This is a genomic window from Streptomyces sp. NRRL F-525 (genome assembly GCF_000716605.1).
GTDB lineage: Bacteria > Actinomycetota > Actinomycetes > Streptomycetales > Streptomycetaceae > Streptomyces.
In genome coordinates this window covers 56,249-72,494 of the sequence record NZ_JNXE01000036.1, presented here as the reverse complement: position 1 = coordinate 72,494, position 16,246 = coordinate 56,249, and the positions used below count along the sequence as shown (strand labels likewise).

Here is a 16,246-nt window from a genome sequence, read left to right as displayed (position 1 = left end):
TTCTCGGTCTCCGGGTCTCCGGGTCTCCCGGTCTTCTCAGTCCTCGCCGACCTGGATGAGTACGGCGAAGCGGTGGCCGTCGGTGCCGGCGACCAGGGTGTCGAAGGTGCAGGCGGTCACGGCGGTCCAGCTGTCTTCGTCGTCTCCGTCGCAGTTCGACCACCACAGGGCGTCGGCCCCGAGGAGTTCCACCACGAGGCCGGCCACGGCGTCGGCCTCGGCGCGGTCCATGAACGTGAACTGGGGCCACACGAGGCACTGCGAGGCGAGACGGCCCATCAGGGCCGCGGCGTTCTTCGCGGCGATGGGTTCCAACGCCTCCTCGACCTGCTCGACGGCTGCCGGACCTTCCGGGGCGCTGGCGAACCGCTGCCAGTCCTCCCGGTGCAATTGCCCCACGAGGATGTGCGTTTCAGCGGCGATGGCGGCCAGGACGCCGTTCGTACCGCCGCTTGTACCGCCGCTCGTCGAAGGCAGCCGCCCCGAGCGGACGTACACGCGCTGAGCATGCGCCAGCCGCTTCAGCAGCACCGACAACTCGTCCCTGTCCCGGGCCACTTGGACTCCCTTCTTACGCCGGGGGCCCGTAGTCGGCGCGCGGTGTGGTCAGCCGGTCGGCGACCAGTGCGAGCCAGCCGCTTGGTGAGTACGGCGTCGGCGGGTCGACCTCCATGCCCAACTCGGCGACGGCGAGGGCGTAGTCGGACTCGTCGAGGTCCAGGGCGAGGAGTTCGTGGAGTTCGCCGGTGAGGCGGGCGACGAGGTGCGGGTCGGTGGAGGTGCGGTAGTCGTCGGTCGCCGCGTCGTGGTCGTCGAACTCGTCCGGCATGTCCTGGGAGAACCACCCGCCGAGGAACTGGCCGAGTTCGGGGAAGCGGGCGTGCCATTCCCAGTGGGTGGCGGGGTTGGCCGGGGGCGGGACCTCGCCCTCCTCGACGCTGTGTTTGATGTGGTCGGCGAGGCAGTACAGCCATTGCTGGATCTCGGCCTCGGGGAGTCCCACGTCCGGGATCGCGTAGAACTCGCCGAGGCGCAGGCGGAGTCGGCCCGGTGGATTGCCGGCGTACTCGCGGAGTTGGCGTTCGGCGACGGCGAGGGCCCAGGGGCGGGTGTGCCAGGTGTGGCGGAGGTAGGCGACCAGTGCCTCGCTCGGCTTGTCCGGGGTGTCGTCGGCCGGCTGACCGGCGTAGGCGCGGATCACCTGGTCCAACTCGCCGTAGCGGCGGTCGTGTTCGAGGGGGCTCAGGGGCACGGGATCAGCCTCTACAGGTCGGGTCGCTACAGGTGCATCGTTACGGGGTTACAGGTACATCGGGAACGTGGCGTGCACGGCGAACCCGTGCGGTCGGGACGCGTCCCGCTTCAGGATCACCCGGGCCGCGCGGACATCGACGGGTTCCCGTCCGGCCAGCATCATCGCCTGGAGCAGGACCCGGCCGACCGGTTCGGGGCGGGAGGGCCAGGATGCCTCGATGGTCAGGCGGGGGCGGGTGGACCGGGCCAGCCAGCGGTGGATTGCCTGCTCGTTGGCGGTGACGGTCTGTTGGGTGGCCCATTGGGCGGTCTCGCGGTCGGGGTACGTGGCGGTACGGGTGCGCATGCTGAACGGGTTCTCCTGATCCGGCTCGGTGGCCCTACCGCTCCTGCCACTGCCAGAGTGGTGAATGGGCTTCCTTCAGATGTTCTGTGCAAAGGCGGATGAAGAGGGGGAAGAAGTCAGTGAAATCCTCACTGCCCGACCCGCCGTGCACCACGTAACTGAAGAAGTGGTCCAGTTGTTCCTCGGTGTGGAAGAGGGTGAGTGCCTCCGAGCATTCAGCAACCGCTCCCGGGAGCTGCCAAGGGCATTGGGGGTGGGTCTCTGAAATGTACATCCGGATACCCTCCTCCGCAGTGGCGCTCTGCATTTCATCACTGACCGCCACCCCATCCTGACCGAAGTAGATCGACAGAATATGGTCGAGGCGAGGGAAGCGCAAATGCAATTCCCGCGACGTCATCGGGACGGCATACAATTCTTCGCCGCTCAACGGCGAGAGCCATTGTTCGACATAATCGGCGATCTGTCGATAAGTGGTCGGCGTATTCGACCCCGACTCCGATTTCGGTAGGTTCTTCAGTGACCGATGCGACCCGTCTGGGTATTGCTCGAACAAGTCGGCAGCATGTCGTAGCTCGGCCGAGATCTCATAGATGCTGCGACCGCCGGATACTTGGGAATTCCAGATTCCCCGGATCATCGGGAACAGGTCGGCGCGCCACGTACTCGCGTCATCGGGGATCACTTCGGGGAATCCCGAATAGCGCGAGAGGAGGAGCCTGGCGCCGGATACGCTGAAATAGTCGGCCAGATTCTTTTTATTGGATGACAAGGTCGAAAACCTGACCCTTCTATTTGGCGACCGGCATGGATGTCAGGACAGTGAAAGGAGGATCAAGCTTGTCGTTGTAGACAAGACGTACCTGTACGCCCGTAACATCCTTGGCCTGATCGGAAGGGAGCGGGTTCGACTGTATCGCGGATTTGGGAATGCTCCTTCCGCTCACGCCGTACGGAGTGTTGTCCACTGTGAAATCCTCGCGTTTTCCCGGTGTCGGTTTCGGTGGACCGTCGAGCCATGCCTGGATTTCTTCCGAACGTTTATCGAGAGTGTACTGTGTCAACTTCTGCGCGGATTTCAGATCCTTGAACGTGGAGGCCTGGGCGATCTTGGGCTGTCCGTAGGGCCATGTCGTTCCCGGCTTGGGCGGACCCTTCAGGTCGTCGCGCAGGCGTTGGGCCAACTGGTCGTCCGTCAGGCCGACATGCTTCGAGACGGTGTGGGAATTCTCCAGCCACTCCGTGGACGCCAGGTCGACTTTGTAGACCCCGTTGTCCGCGTCGCCGGGTGTGGACCACACATGACCAGGTTTGAATTCGGTCAGGGAACGCGCCCCGAACGCCTCGGCGCGGGCTTCCTCGGCCTCGTACGTCGGAGCGCTCATGGCGGCTTCGGTCAGTTCGGGAAGCAGTTTACGGAGGCGATCGGCGCCGTCGTGGAACGCCTTGTGGTAGGTCTCGACGGCGGCATCGCATCCTCCTTTGTCCATGTGTGACCGGAACTTCAGGACGATCTCGGCGAACGTGGCGTAGGCACTCAGCTTGGTGAACTCGTCCCAGGAGAAGCCGTCCGGGACCATGTCGTTGACGGTCGCCTTCGTGGCCTCCAAGGCCAGGCGCTCGGTCGTCTTCCGGCATTTCTCGGCGGCGTCCGCGACATCGTGGAAGATCTGCTTCAAGTCGTCACCGGTCTTCTTGAGGACCTCGATGACGGGGCGCCGGTCGGCGGGCGCCGTACCGGGATTGGTACGCCAGTCACGGCCGCCGGTCTGGGACGGCGGTATGGCGTTGTTGTCGCCGTCCCGTCGGCCGCCCCACGCGGTGGTGCCCCAGATCGACTGGCAGAAGGCGTTCATCGCGCTCTGCCAGTCGTTGTTGCCGCTGTCGGTCAGATACTCGATGTCCTGGGTGAAGCTGTCGGCCGACGACTGTGCCGCTTTGCCGGCCGCTTCCCATGCGTTTCCGATGCTGCGAAGGTTGTCCGTCTCGGCGCCGGGAGTGATCTCGTGGGTTCTGCCGAGGCGCAGCCCTTCCTCGATCGCCGGTTTGATCAAGTCGGCCAGGAAGTCCGGGACATCGCCTATCGCGGCCACGAAGGGGATGTCCGAACCGTCGCCGGTGCCGGTCCACTTGATGGAGGCGACGGGTCCGTACGAAACCTTGCCGACGCCGATCGGAGCGTCCCGGCGCGGTGGTGGTCCGTAGATGCCCCGGGAGTGCCAGTCGGCCGCCATGTAGTTGTTCGCCGTGTTGGTCAGCCCGAGTGAGACGCCGCCGATACTGGCCACGCACTCCGCCCACGTCTTCAGGAACTCCTTGGCCACGTCGTCGTAGACACCGGCGAAGTCGTCGGGGCCACCGCCGTTCCCGGCCGCCTGTCGATGGTCGACGTCCTGCACGAGTCGGCCGGCCGTCTTGTGGAAGGTGAACTGCTCGTCGCGGATCACCGTGGACGTGTAGTAGACGTGCCCCGGTTTGATGTCGAAGCCGCTCCCGCTGTCGGGCGCGGGCTGTTTCAACTGTTCCCGTTCCCACGCGCGGCGAGCGTCCGAAGGGCGGCCGTCGGATTCGGTGGCCGGTGGGGGTGGCGGCTCGTAGTGGGGATCCGGAGAGGTGCCGGGGCTCGGGTCGGGCTGCGCGGCACTGGGTTCGGGAGCCGGTTCGGTGTCACCGGCGGCGGGGCTGGTGGACGGACTCGGCTGAGGTGAGGGCGTTGCCATCAGGCGGCTCCCCAGCCGCGCAGCACCGCCCGATGAGCCGCCGAGTAGTTTGCGTGACCAGTCGTGACGTACGCGTGCAGCCACTTCTGCGCGGCCTGCAGATCCTGTGCCGACCGGTCCCACTCGTCGAGCTTCTGGACGAAGACCTCGCGGGCCTCGCCCTTCCATGACAGGACGACCGGTTCGGCACGGCCGTAGAGGTCGTCGAGTCTGCCGTTGAGCTGCTTGAGGATGTCCTCCAGCTCGGCGGTGAGGTCGTGGAGTGTGGCGAAGGAGACGGCTATGTGGTCGTCGTCGGCGGAAGCCCCGGTCGACATGATCCCCCTGGATATCGGTCGGTAACTATGGCTGAGTGATGGGCAGTTGGCGCCCCGCGTTCAGAAGGAGTCGAGGCTGCTGCGGGGTGGCGGTGGCGTATCTCCCGTCGCCTCCGCGTTCGGCGTGGACAGCTTGTCGACCTCGCTGCCGACGTCGACCTGGATCGTCCGCATGTGCTCCAGCACCTCGATGTCGTTCGCGGAGAAGCCGTCGCGGCTCATCCGCACGGCCTGCTCCAGCAGCTTGATCACTTCGCGGATGCGTACGGCGTCCTCGGTGGCCGCGCGGTGGAACTCGCGGTACGCCGTCGCCGCCGGCCCGCGCCAGCCGGCCTCGACGCGGTCGACGATCGCGTCCATCCGCTTGACCTGCTTGTCGAGGTGATCCTGCATGTCGTCGAGGTCGCCGGCGAGCTTGGTGAGGTCCTTGGACGACACGTGCAGGTCAGGGTTGCCACCCTGGCCCGCGCCGGTTCCGGGCACTGCCATGCCGTATCTCCGCCCCCGTCGCGTCGACATCACACGTCACTTGCTGTTGCAATAATCCTACGGTTCGTTCGCGGTGACCTCGAAGCGAGGCATCAGGGTCCCGCGATGTTCAGCTCCGCCCAGACGGTCTTGCCGACGGTGAGCTTCTCCACGGCCCAACGGGCGGCCAGCGTACGGACGATGAGGAGGCCTCGGCCGAACTGGTCGTCGGGGGTGGAGGTTTGGGGGTACGGGAGCCGTTCGCCCCGCGGGTCGGTTACCGCCACGCGCAGGGCGTTGCCGGTGAGGGACGTCTCCACGCGGAACAGGCGGTCCCGCAGGCACCCGTGAAGTAAGGCGTTCGTGCACAACTCGCTTGCCAGGAGCGCCGCGTCGCCGGCGGAGTGGGGGTGTCCCCAGGCGGCGGTGAGGTGGGCGACGTGTCTGCGGGCGCGGGGGATGTTGATCGGGTACGGGGTGTAGGTGACGGCGTCGTAGTGGTCGTAGCGGCGGTTGTGGGGGTTGGGGAGTCCGGGAGGACAGGAGTCGGTCACCGGGGGCACCTCCTTGTGCGATGTGGGGGTCGGGCGCGGGCAGCGCGGTGCCCTTACGCCAACTGGTGTCGCTGGGTGACTTGTTGTGCACTGAAGGTAGCGTTCCACGGTAGTTGGCAGCAACTACTTGTCGGCAGAAAAATTCCTGCCTCGGTTGTGAGTTGCTTCGGGAGGGCTACAGACTGGGGCGACTCATGGGGAGGAAACGCTGTATGGGCAACAACCCTGACCGCGGGCGGACGGTGACCACCGTGTTGGGCCGCAGGCTCGGTGGCGAGCTGCTTCGGATGCGGGAGGCGCGTGACCTGAGGCAGGCACATGCCGCCGAAGCGCTGACGGCGTCCGTGACCAAGGTCGCGAAGATCGAGCGCGGGCAGGTGCCGATGCGCGACCCCGATGTCAGGGCGCTGTGCCATCTGTACGGCGAGAGCGACGAGGTGGTGATCGGGAAGCTGCTGGCCCTCGCGAAGGCGGACCGTGAGCGGCGGAAAGCGCACGGCTGGTGGAACCAATACCCGCAGCTGGAGGCGATGGTCGAGTACGTGGCGCTGGAGGACATCGCCACCAACATCCGGACATGGCAACTGGCCGTAGTCCCGGGGTTGTTGCAGACGCCGGACTACGCGCGGGCACTGGCGGTCGGCAACGGCCACTGGGAGGACCCGGATGAGATCGAGCCGTTTGTCGAGTCCCGAATGGCGCGACAGGCTCGGCTGCACGGAGAGGCCCCGCTGGAACTGTGGGCGGTCGTGCACGAGGCCGCCCTGCGTCAACTCGTGGGCGGGCGTGAGGTCATGCGAGCCCAGCTGGGGCATCTGCTGGACATGGCGCGCCGACCGAACGTGAAACTCCAGGTGCTGCCCTACCTGGCCGGTGCGCATCCGGGGATGACGAGCGCCTTCACCATCGTGTCGTTCGCCGAACCCGGTGCCCTGGACGTGGTTCACGTGGATACCACCTCGTCGACCGTCTGGCTGGAGAGCGATACTGATGCCGACCACCACAACGGGCTCTTCGACCGGATCACGCGGTTGGGCCTCGCGGGGCAGAACTCGGTCAGACTGATCGACGCGATCCTGAAGGAGACGTAGCCGGCGTGCCCGCATTCGAGTTCGTCAAGTCCAGCTACAGCGGCGGAAATGCCGGCCAGGAATGCGTGGAAGTCGCCCGCAACGTCCCCGGCGCGGTGGCCGTCCGTGATTCGAAGGACGTGGACGGGGCGATACTCCGGCTCACCCGAACCGCATGGGCAACATTCACCAGGGACCTCTGAACCGTGCCCCGCTTTCAGTTCGCCAAGTCCAGCCACAGCGGCGGAGACGTCGGACAGCAGTGCGTGGAAGTCGCCCGCAACACCCCCACCACCATCGCCATCAGAGACTCCAAGCACCCCAACGGCCCCATACTCCAGGTCACCCCCTCAACCTGGACGGCCTTCGCAACACACGCAGGTGACAACCGACGGTGAGCGATCTCGACGGCCTCACATGGAGCCAGGCCGCACAGCGTGCCGCGCAAGGTGACGCGGGGTCCATGCGCGAGCTGGGGGAGCGGCTGGCCGACCGACGCACGGAAGCCGTCCGCCAGGTACGGGAGTACGAGCGTCAACTCGCCCACGTGGTACGGGTGCTGGCCCTCACCCCCGGCCGGGACAGCCTGGGCAACCTGCTCCAACTCCTCGACGAGAAGCGCCCGTCCACAGGGCGCCGCCCCGTGCTGCCCTTCGTCGCCTCGCTCCTCGCGGAGCACCACCCGGTCGCCGACCTCGCGGCCACCGTCTTCGAACGTCGCGCGCCGGATCACCTGGACGAACTGCGCGACTGCCTCTTCCACGAGCTGGTGCTCCGCGGTGTGGACGCCGACGCGTTCCCGGCGCTGCGCGCCTGGACGATCGTCCGACCCGGCTGGCACGCCCTGGCCTGGCTCCCGGTGCACCGCCGTGGAATCGAGGCTGTCGCCGACTTCCCGAGCCGTTCGATCAACGGTTCCGCCCACGGCGTGCCGAGTCAGCTGCCCGCCGAAGGCCGCGTGGACCCGCCGACTCCCCGTACGTCCGAGCGGTCCGCCCTGCGCGACATGGCCACGACGGACGTACAGGAGAGCATCGTCGCCGCCGTGCAGGCGGGCGAATGGGGTAACCACGGCGCCTGGGTCTTCCTGCTGGACGAGGCCGTCGCACCCGAGCGGGTACCGGCTCTGCTGCCGACCCTGCCCATGCCGTGCGTCGACGGGCTCGGCCCCGAGGACCGCTTCGGGGTCGCCGTCCGCCCGCCGGACGAGATCTGGCGGCTCCTCTTCGCCACGGCGTCGATGGGCGGCATGTTCGACTCGGGCGTGCACGGCGGGTACGGCCGGCTGTGGGCATGGCGTTCGATCGCCGGGCTGAGCGGTGCGCCGGCCGGCGCGAGTGCGGAGGAGGTGGAGCACCGTGCCCGGCAGTGCACCTGGTTCCACTTCGAGGCCGACACGGAGTGGTTCCACGGCGACATCGACTCCGACTACGGGATAGCCGCCCTCTCCCCCGACCGCCGCCGTATCGCCGTGCTGGCGGCGACGGACACCGACTAGAGAGCGCCGTACGTCGAGGAAGCCGTACGGCAAAGGGACCCGCCGCTGGCATGCGGCAGGCCCCTCAGTACCTATGAGCAAGCTGACCGATCGTCAGCCGATCTTCGCGAAGCCGTAGTTGAGGAGCTTCGTCGCGTCCGCCGAGCGCTGGGCGACCGACGTCGACGCGAGAACCGTGCCGATGACCGTCTTGCCGTTGCGGGTGGCGGCGAAGACGAGGCAGTACTTGGCCTCGGGGCCGGAGCCGGTCTTCACGCCGATCGTGCCGCTGTAGCTGCTGAGCAGGGTGTTCGTGTTGGTCCAGGCAGCCATCGTGCGGGTGCTGCCGGTCTTCGTGATCGTCTTCGCCTTGTACGACTTGGTCTTGACGACCGTCTTGAACGTGGCGTTCTTCATCACGTTGCTGGCGAGCTTCGTCAGGTCGCGCGGCGTCGAGTAGTTGCTGCCGTTGCCGATGCCGTCGAACGAGTCGAACTTCGTGTTCGTCAGGCCGAGCGTCTTCGCCGTCGAGTTCATCTTGCCGATGAACGACTTCACGCGCGCGGCCCGGGTCGAGCCGGAGCCGAACTTGTCGGCCAGCGCGTACGCCGCGTCGCAGCCCGACGGCAGCATCAGGCCGTAGAGGAGCTGGCGGACGGTGACCTTGTCGCCGACGATCAGGTGGGCGGAGGAGGCGGTGTTGGCGACGATGTAGTCGCTGTACGCCTTCTGGATGGTGACCTTGGCGTCGAGGTTGAGGTTCGCCTGGGAGAGCACGACCTTCGCGGTCATGATCTTCGTGGTGGAGCCCGTGGAACGCTTGGTGTCGGCGGCCTTCGTGTAAAGAGTCTTGCCGGTGGCGTTGTTCATCACGAACCCGCCCTTGGCCACGATCGACGGCGTCGTGACAGCCTGCGCGGGTGCCGCGGTCAGGGCGCCGGTCGCGAGCACGGCGCCTGCGGTCACGGTGACCGCGGCGGCTCTGCGGAAGCGGCTGCCCTTGATGCCGGTAATGGCAGTAATCAACTGAGGTACCCCGAATACGTTGAATGCCCCTGAGGAACGGCCCAGTTGGAGGGGGGAAAGAAAGGGCCGTACGTGTGTGACACGTAAGTAGCACAGAAGGTTGTGCGGTTGCTGCGCCGGGTTCCCCGAATGTGTGAAACGCCCCCGAGAACCGGCCGCGGAAACTACGGAAACCCACGCCGTACACGCATCCCCGTAGACGCACCCCCGACCCCGTTCGGTTCCGTCCGCATCCTGGACGCCCGTCCTCATGCGTACGTGTTGTATCTATGCTGTCCTCATGCCGTCCCCGTCCCCCGCTCCGTCACTCACCTCACCCCCCGCCGTCAAGCAACCCCCCGCCGCCGACCGCGTCTACGCCCACGTCAAACAAGGCGTCCTGGACCGGCGTTACGAAGGCGGAACCCTGCTCACCGAGGGCGAGTTGGCCGAGGCGGTCGGAGTGTCACGGACACCCGTGCGCGAGGCACTGCTGCGCCTGGAGGTCGAGGGGCTGATCAAGCTCTACCCCAAGAAGGGCGCCCTGGTCCTGCCCGTCTCCTCGCAGGAGATCGCGGACGTGGTCGAGACCCGGATGCTGGTCGAGCAGCACGCGGTCCGCAAGGTCGTACCGGCGTCCCCGACGCTCATCGCCCGCCTCGAGGAACTCCTCGACCGGCAGCGGGAACAGGCCGCCGCGGGCGACCTCGCCGGCGCCGCCGTCACCGACCGCTGCTTCCACGCCGAGATCGTCCGCAGCGGCGGCAACGAGATCCTCTCCCGCCTCTACGACCAACTCCGCGACCGGCAGCTGCGGATGGGCGTCGCGATCATGCACTCGCACCCCGACCGCATCGCCAAGACCCTCACCGAGCACGCGGCGATCCTCGACGCGCTGCGCACCGGCGACGCCGAGGCGGCCGCCGGGATCGTCCACCAGCACGTCGACTGGTTCTCCCACCTGGCCCGGGGCGAGGTCCGATGAGCAGCAGCAGTAGCAGTTCCAGTGCGGCGATGTCCCTGCCCGGTGACCCGCCCGGCGGCCGCCGCGCGCTCGCCGTGTGGGGCATCGGCGTCTCCGTCTACTTCGTCGCCGTCATCTTCCGTACGTCCCTCGGGGTCGCCGGCCTCGACGCGGCCGAGCGCTTCCACGTCAACGCCTCCGCGCTCTCCACCTTCTCGATCCTCCAACTGCTGGTCTACGCGGGCATGCAGATACCCGTCGGCCTCCTCGTCGACAGCCTCGGCACCAAGAAGGTGCTGACCATCGGGGTGGTTCTCTTCACCGCAGGCCAGCTCGGCTTCGCCTTCTCGCCCTCCTACGGCACCGCCCTCGCCTCCCGCGCGCTGCTCGGCTGCGGTGACGCGATGACGTTCATCAGCGTGCTGCGGCTCGGCACCCGCTGGTTCCCGGCCCGCCGCGGCCCGATGGTCGCCCAGCTAGCGGGCCTCGCGGGAATGGCCGGAAATCTCGTCTCCACCCTGGTGATCGCGCGCCTGCTGCACGGCATCGGCTGGACGGCCGCTTTCGCGGGCAGCGCGCTCGCAGGGGTCGTAGTCCTCGTCCTGCTGCTGCTCTTCCTGAAGGACCACCCGGAGGGCCACGAACCGGCCCCCTTCCCGCACCGCGGCGCGGCCTACGTCCGCCGCCAGATCGCCGCCTCCTGGCGCGAACCGGGCACCCGCCTCGGCCTCTGGGTGCACTTCACCACCCAGTTCCCGGCGATGGTGTTCCTGCTCCTCTGGGGCCTGCCGTTCCTGGTCCAGGCGCAGGGCCTGTCCCGCGCCACCGCCGGCGAACTCCTCACCCTGGTCGTCCTGTCCAACATGCTGGTCGGCCTGGTCTACGGCCAGATCGTCGCCCGGCACCACACCGCGCGGCTGCCGCTGGCGCTCGGCACGGTCGGCGCCACGGCCCTCGTGTGGGCGGTCACGCTCCTCTACCCCGGCGACCACGCGCCGATGTGGCTGCTGATCGTGCTGTGCACGGTGCTCGGTTCCTGCGGGCCCGCCTCGATGCTCGGCTTCGACTTCGCCCGCCCGGCCAACCCGCCGGAGCGTCAGGGCACCGCCTCCGGAATCACCAACATGGGTGGTTTCGTGGCCTCGATGACGACCCTGTTCCTGGTCGGCGTGCTCCTCGACGCGACCGGCGACAACTACTCGATCGCCTTCTCGGTGATCTTCGTCCTCCAGGCGGTCGGCGTCAGCCAGATCCTCCGGCTGCGCCGCCGGGCGGCCCGCCGCGAGAGCGAACACCTGGTGGCGAGCCGGGTGGAGACGGTGCACGTGCCGGCGTAGACCCTTTTCAGGCGGCTACGAGGGTGAGGTACGCGAGGCCCAACACGCCCCGGTAGCTCATCCATTGGGCCCGGTGCCGGTCGAGCCGTTCGCGGGTCGCGGCGGCCAGCGGATGGTCGCCGTGCCCGGCGAGCCACACCTCGGCGTCCGCCTGGTACGCCGACTCGAACTCCTCCCACTCGTCCGCGTTCGCCGTCTCGGTCCACTCGGGCCGGAACCCGGCCGCCACCGCGAGATCGACGAGCGCCCCGAGGTCGTAGTGCTCGTCGGCCCGCGCGTCCGGCCACATCCCGGCCAACTCGGCCGTCGTGGGCGGACGTTGCCAGAACCCCTCACCGAGCACCACACGCCCTCCGCCGACGACGAGCCGCCGCAACTCCCGCAGGGCTTCAGCCGTGTGCCGGGGAGGCTCCGCGTCACTGAGGGCCTGGCTCGCCCCCAGACACAGCACCAGATCGGCCGGACCGCGCTCCGTCCCCACGGCCGACTCCTCGACGAACTCGACCCGCTCCGCGAGCCCCCGCGCCTCGGCATCGCGCCGCCCACGCGCCAGATCCCGCGCGTTCACGTCGATCCCGACACCCCGCGCTTCCGGTACGGCGGCCAGGACCCGCAGCATCAACTCGCCCCAGCCGCAGCCGATGTCGAGCACCGTGCGCGGCCCGGCACCGGCCAGCCGCCGCACGATCCCGTCGGCGCGCGCCTCGGAGAGGGGGCTGTGGAAAGCGAGCCGGGTGAGCCGGGGAGGCCCGTCGTCGGGTTCGGCGTTCTCGGTGTGCGCGGTTTCGGACGTCACGTCAGACATGCGGCGGAGGCTAGCGACAGACGGCCGCCCGGGGACAACGAATTTCCGCCCCGCCGCCGCTACTTGGAGACCGCTGCTTGGAGACCGCTACTTGGTGACGGCGAAGTTCCGCAGTATCGAAGCCGACAGCTCCGGATCGCCGTCCGCCTTGACCTTGTCCGACACCGAGTCGACGGTGACCCGCCCGCAGGCCAGCCGGACGTACGTCTCCCAGTCGAGGATGAGGGTCGCGGCGGGGCCGAGCGCGGGGGCCGTCTCCAGGGTGCCGCGGCCCTGGATGTCGACGCGGATCGTACGGAGGAACTCGATCGGGCCGTGCACGTCGAAGACGACCGCCGAACTGCGCGGGGCGCCCGAGTCGTCGGCGACGACCTTCGGGAGCGCGGCGAGGAGCACGTCACGGGCGATGTGCGCGCCGGGTGAGTCCAGGTTCCCGGGGCGGCCGAGGGCGGCGCGCAGGTCCTGCTCGTGCACCCACACGTTGAACGCGTGGTTCCGCATCGACTCTTCGAGCGTGACCTCGGTGCTGACGTGGCCGCGCACCTTCGTGCCGGGGTCGCGCGACTCGTTCCGCAGCTGGCGGTTGCGGCGGATGATCGTGTACTCCAGCTCCGACGTCATCTCCGGCGCCGTGTGGTGGCGTCGTACGTCGACCTGCATCTCCATGTACCGCTGGTGTTCGTTGGTGACGTGGTAGAGGTCGCGCGGGAGGGTGTGGATGGGGCGCGGGTCGCCGAGCATCTCGTTGTCCAGCCCGATGACATGGGAGACCACGTCACGCACCGACCAGCCCGGGCACGGCGTTCGCCGGTTCCACTCTCCCTCCGCGAGCGGGGTGACCAGCTCGGATATCGCGTCGATGGAGTGGGTCCAGGCGTCGGCGTAGGGCTGGAGAGTGGGATGCAGACTCACGGAACGGGACCCCTCGGCGGTCGGTACAGGTCGGGTGGCGGGCGGCGTTGCCAGCGGGAGGTGGCTGTCGGCGGGTGTCTTGGAACGCTAAGTTACGCTGCTGTGAGGCACCCCGGCAGTGCTTTCGTGTGACGATCGTAGGCCCGTGTGAACGGCTCGAATGCCAGGACGGTGGTAGTGTGCGCGCCTCCCTCATCCAGATCGCCGTAGAAGAGGGCGAATCAGTCGAATCCCGCCGGGTTCGGATGGCGTCCCTCGTCCGCGACCAAGCCGGTGCCGACCTCGTCGTCCTGCCGGAGCTGTGGACGACCGGTGCGTTCGCCTACGAGCGGTTCGCCGAGGAGGCGGAGCCGTTGGAAGGCCCGACCTACGAGGCGATGGCCAAGGCGGCGAGCGACGCGGGCGTGTGGCTGCACGCGGGCTCGATCCCCGAACGTGACCCTGATGGCCCCCTCTACAACACATCCCTCGTCTTCTCCCCCTCCGGTGAACTGGCCGCCGCCTACCGCAAGATCCACCGCTTCGGCTTCGACAAGGGCGAGGCCGTACTGATGGCCGCGGGCAGCGAACTGATGACGGTCCGTCTCCCCGACACGATTCTCGGTCTTGCCACCTGCTACGACCTCCGCTTCCCCGAACTCTTCCGCGGCCTCGTCGACGCCGGCGCCGAGACCCTGGTCCTCCCCGCGGGCTGGCCCGAACGCCGCCGCTCCCACTGGACCCTCCTCGCCCAGGCCCGGGCGGTCGAGAACCAGTCCTTCGTCCTCGCCTGTGGAACGGCCGGTACGCACGCCGGAGTTCCCCAGGCCGGTCACTCGATCGTGGTCGACCCCTGGGGCGAGGTCCTCGCGGAGGCGGGAGCGGGGGAGGAGATCCTCACGGTGGAGTTCGACCCCGGAAAGGTCGCGGTGACGCGGGAACAGTTCCCGGCGCTGAAGGACCGGGTACTGGGGTTGGAACGTCCGCGTCGCACGCGGTGAGCGCCAGAACGGACCGGACCCTGGCCGCACTTGAGCGCGCCTTCCTGGCCATCGACCGCGGCCTGGGCGGAGCGAACCCTCCACCCGCACCTCAGGCGTTCGCCGCCCGGTAGCCGACGGGCTGCGCCACGGCGGCCGCGCTGCTCGTCGCGATACCCGTCGGCCTGGCCTTCGCGCCGTTCCGGGCGATCCTCGTCGGCACGTGCGCGTGGCTGCTGTTCTGGGCGTTCCTGCGCCTCGAACGCCGCCGTCAGGCCCACTACTCCCGTGTCGGCTACGACACCGCGCCTCGCGACTCCTGGTCGACCGCCCGGCCGCGCGCAGTACTCGCCGACATGCTCCTCGCGTGGGGCCCGGCGACGGTGTTCGTCTGGCTCGTGGGCAGGATTCAGGACGACCCTCCCAGCTGGACGGCCAGCGCGGTTTTCGGCGCGCTGTTCGTCGTGGGCGGCTACTTCGGGGACCGCCTGAAGGAGCGCCGCCGGGCACGCGCTCGTGCCCGTACGGCCGCCGACCAGGAACTGAGTTAGTCCTCCCGTTCCTTCTCCGCCAGGTGGATCACGCAGACCGCCACCGCGATCAGCAGCGCCGCGTCCGCGTCGTCGCGGACGATGTCGACGCCGTAGGTCTCCCGGATGTGCAGCCAGCGGCGGGAGATCTGCGCCAGCAGCTCGCCGTCGTAGTCGACGCCGAACTCGCGGTCGAGGATCTTGCCGCTGACGTCGAGTTCGGTGCCGTCGACCAGGGACACCTTGTAGTGGTTGCGCAGCAGGGAGAACCGCTTGTGCTTGATGGTCGCCAGGGGCTCACCGTCCCGTTCGATGACCATCGTGTCGCGCAGGGCGAGCATCTTCTTGTGGATGTCGATGAGCACGCGCCCGTGCGTGTCCTTCAGCTCGAAGGTGTCCCGGATGCGCATGGCCTTGCCGTCGACCAGGAACACCTTGTTGCCGTTCTGGTCCTCGATCCAGTAATCCTCACCGAAGCCGAGGATCCGATCGCGTACGAGGAATCTCATGACATTACGGCTTCCCCGGCAGCGGGTCCGAAACGCCGCCGATAGGCCGACGGGCTCAATCCGGTCTCCCTCCGCAGCCGTACGCGCAGGTTCGCCCCGGTGCCCAGACCGCACCGCGCCGCGACCACGTCCAGCCGTTCCTCCCCGCGCTCGATCAACCGGCAGGCCAGCGCCACCCGCTCCCCGGTCAGCCACGCGAGCGGCGTCGTCCCCAGCTGCGCCCGGAAGCGCCGGTGCAGGGTCGCGGGGGAGACGGCGGCACGGGCGGCCAGTCCCGCCACCGTCAACGGCTCCCCCAGCCGTTCCTGCGCCCACGCGAGCAACGGCGAGAGCGACTCGTCGGGCACCTCGGGCAACGGCCGCTCCACGAACTGCCGTTGCCCGCCGTCCCGGTGAGCCGCGAAGACCAGCCTCCTGGACACCGCGTTGGCGATCTCGGCGCCATGGTCCCGCCGTACGACATGCAGTCCGAGGTCGAGCGCGGCGGCGCTCCCGGAGGCGGTGAGGATGTCCCCGTCGTCCACGAAGAGGACGTCCGGTTCGAGCCGCACGCGCGGGTGCAGGGCGCGGAAACGGTCGGCCCACATCCAGTGCGTGGTCGCCCGGCGCCCGTCCAGCAACCCCGCCTCGGCGAGCGCGAAGCTCCCGGTGCAGAGGCTCATGACACGGGCCCCGCGCGCGTGGGCGCGCCGGATGGCGTCGAGAACGGCGGCCCCGCGCGGTACGACGTTGTCGGGCCGCCCCGGCACGACCAACGTGTCCGCCGTATCCACCGCGTCCAGACCGTGCGCCCCGGAGAGGGTGAAGAACCCGTGGTTCATCCGCACCTCACGCGCGGGCGTGCACACCAGCACCTCGTACAGCGGCCCGGGCAGCCCGAGTTCGGGCCGCGGCAGCCCGAACAGCTCGGTGGCGACGCCGACTTCGAAGGGGTTGGTGCCCTCGTCGACGATGACGGCGACGCGATGAGGCTTCGAAGGGAAACGCTGAGAGGATCCTTGCGGCATGTGCGATTCCTA

At 68.4% G+C, this 16,246-nt stretch carries 21 protein-coding genes; 8 read left to right on the top strand and 13 right to left on the bottom strand.

Annotated elements, in window-relative coordinates:
• Positions 1-36: 36 nt before the first annotated feature.
• From OO69_RS37270 to OO69_RS37235, 8 genes are all read right to left on the bottom strand, one after another.
• On the bottom strand, positions 37-558 hold the full coding sequence (locus OO69_RS37270; protein WP_033285350.1) for a hypothetical protein: 522 nt from the start codon (positions 556-558) through the stop codon (positions 37-39).
• Positions 559-571: 13 nt separating this feature from the next.
• A complete protein-coding gene (locus tag OO69_RS37265) occupies positions 572-1,252 on the bottom strand; it encodes a contact-dependent growth inhibition system immunity protein (RefSeq protein ID WP_033285349.1) in 681 nt (226 codons plus the stop codon).
• A 48-nt stretch (positions 1,253-1,300) separates the two neighbouring features.
• Positions 1,301-1,600 carry an RNase A-like domain-containing protein gene (locus OO69_RS37260; RefSeq protein ID WP_033285348.1) on the bottom strand — a complete coding sequence of 100 codons (300 nt, stop codon included), beginning with the start codon at positions 1,598-1,600 and terminating at the stop codon, positions 1,301-1,303.
• 34 nt (positions 1,601-1,634) lie between these two features.
• Positions 1,635-2,372, bottom strand: coding sequence for a hypothetical protein (locus OO69_RS37255; protein ID WP_158713470.1), 738 nt, complete (start codon positions 2,370-2,372; stop codon positions 1,635-1,637).
• Between the two features lie 19 nt (positions 2,373-2,391).
• Positions 2,392-4,047, bottom strand: coding sequence for an RNase A-like domain-containing protein (locus tag OO69_RS37250; protein ID WP_158713469.1), 1,656 nt, complete (start codon positions 4,045-4,047; stop codon positions 2,392-2,394).
• Between the two features lie 272 nt (positions 4,048-4,319).
• On the bottom strand, positions 4,320-4,637 hold the full coding sequence (locus OO69_RS37245; protein WP_033285345.1) for a WXG100 family type VII secretion target: 318 nt from the start codon (positions 4,635-4,637) through the stop codon (positions 4,320-4,322).
• A 60-nt stretch (positions 4,638-4,697) separates the two neighbouring features.
• A complete protein-coding gene (locus tag OO69_RS37240; protein WP_033285344.1) occupies positions 4,698-5,126 on the bottom strand; it encodes a WXG100 family type VII secretion target in 429 nt (142 codons plus the stop codon).
• A 92-nt stretch (positions 5,127-5,218) separates the two neighbouring features.
• Positions 5,219-5,659: an ATP-binding protein gene (locus OO69_RS37235; RefSeq protein ID WP_033285343.1), complete on the bottom strand. Its 441-nt coding sequence runs from the start codon at positions 5,657-5,659 to the stop codon at positions 5,219-5,221.
• A gap of 212 nt (positions 5,660-5,871) precedes the next feature.
• Here OO69_RS37235 and OO69_RS37230 point away from each other — a divergent pair, with 212 nt between their 5' ends.
• The 4 genes from OO69_RS37230 to OO69_RS49045 are packed head-to-tail and all read left to right on the top strand — an operon-like array spanning position 5,872 to position 8,227.
• The gene (locus OO69_RS37230; protein WP_033285342.1) at positions 5,872-6,750 is read left to right on the top strand and encodes a helix-turn-helix domain-containing protein; all 879 of its coding nucleotides are present in this window, start codon (positions 5,872-5,874) and stop codon (positions 6,748-6,750) included.
• A gap of 5 nt (positions 6,751-6,755) precedes the next feature.
• Positions 6,756-6,932 (top strand): DUF397 domain-containing protein, encoded by a 177-nt coding sequence (locus OO69_RS49830; protein ID WP_063744485.1) that lies wholly within the window; start codon positions 6,756-6,758, stop codon positions 6,930-6,932.
• Between the two features lie 3 nt (positions 6,933-6,935).
• Positions 6,936-7,127: a DUF397 domain-containing protein gene (locus tag OO69_RS50750; RefSeq protein WP_078652738.1), complete on the top strand. Its 192-nt coding sequence runs from the start codon at positions 6,936-6,938 to the stop codon at positions 7,125-7,127.
• Positions 7,124-8,227, top strand: coding sequence for a DUF6183 family protein (locus tag OO69_RS49045; protein WP_063744484.1), 1,104 nt, complete (start codon positions 7,124-7,126; stop codon positions 8,225-8,227). Before OO69_RS50750 ends, OO69_RS49045 begins: the two co-directional genes overlap by 4 nt.
• Before the next feature lie 93 nt (positions 8,228-8,320).
• Here the strand turns inward: OO69_RS49045 and OO69_RS37220 are convergent, their stop codons facing one another.
• Positions 8,321-9,232 (bottom strand): D-alanyl-D-alanine carboxypeptidase family protein, encoded by a 912-nt coding sequence (locus tag OO69_RS37220; RefSeq protein WP_033285341.1) that lies wholly within the window; start codon positions 9,230-9,232, stop codon positions 8,321-8,323.
• A gap of 280 nt (positions 9,233-9,512) precedes the next feature.
• On the opposite strand from OO69_RS37220, the gene OO69_RS37215 reads away from it, so the two are divergent.
• Both OO69_RS37215 and OO69_RS37210 read left to right on the top strand, forming a co-directional pair.
• Complete coding sequence (locus tag OO69_RS37215; RefSeq protein ID WP_033285340.1) at positions 9,513-10,196, top strand: GntR family transcriptional regulator; 684 nt, start codon at positions 9,513-9,515, stop codon at positions 10,194-10,196.
• Complete coding sequence (locus tag OO69_RS37210; protein WP_051801493.1) at positions 10,193-11,512, top strand: MFS transporter; 1,320 nt, start codon at positions 10,193-10,195, stop codon at positions 11,510-11,512. The genes OO69_RS37215 and OO69_RS37210 overlap by 4 nt, the downstream gene beginning before the upstream one ends.
• Before the next feature lie 7 nt (positions 11,513-11,519).
• Here the strand turns inward: OO69_RS37210 and OO69_RS37205 are convergent, their stop codons facing one another.
• The gene (locus OO69_RS37205) at positions 11,520-12,317 is read right to left on the bottom strand and encodes an SAM-dependent methyltransferase (protein WP_051801491.1); all 798 of its coding nucleotides are present in this window, start codon (positions 12,315-12,317) and stop codon (positions 11,520-11,522) included.
• Between the two features lie 87 nt (positions 12,318-12,404).
• Positions 12,405-13,229 (bottom strand): maleylpyruvate isomerase family mycothiol-dependent enzyme, encoded by an 825-nt coding sequence (locus OO69_RS37200; RefSeq protein WP_033285337.1) that lies wholly within the window; start codon positions 13,227-13,229, stop codon positions 12,405-12,407.
• Between the two features lie 179 nt (positions 13,230-13,408).
• On the opposite strand from OO69_RS37200, the gene OO69_RS37195 reads away from it, so the two are divergent.
• Positions 13,409-14,209, top strand: coding sequence for a carbon-nitrogen family hydrolase (locus OO69_RS37195; protein ID WP_033285336.1), 801 nt, complete (start codon positions 13,409-13,411; stop codon positions 14,207-14,209).
• A 335-nt stretch (positions 14,210-14,544) separates the two neighbouring features.
• Complete coding sequence (locus OO69_RS37190) at positions 14,545-14,739, top strand: hypothetical protein (RefSeq protein ID WP_033285335.1); 195 nt, start codon at positions 14,545-14,547, stop codon at positions 14,737-14,739.
• Here the strand turns inward: OO69_RS37190 and OO69_RS37185 are convergent.
• A complete protein-coding gene (locus OO69_RS37185; protein WP_033285334.1) occupies positions 14,736-15,227 on the bottom strand; it encodes an LURP-one-related/scramblase family protein in 492 nt (163 codons plus the stop codon). The genes OO69_RS37190 and OO69_RS37185 overlap by 4 nt on opposite strands.
• Positions 15,224-16,234, bottom strand: a complete 1,011-nt coding sequence (locus OO69_RS37180) for a GlxA family transcriptional regulator (protein ID WP_033285333.1) — start codon at positions 16,232-16,234, stop codon at positions 15,224-15,226. The genes OO69_RS37185 and OO69_RS37180 overlap by 4 nt, the downstream gene beginning before the upstream one ends.
• Positions 16,235-16,246: the final 12 nt, after the last annotated feature.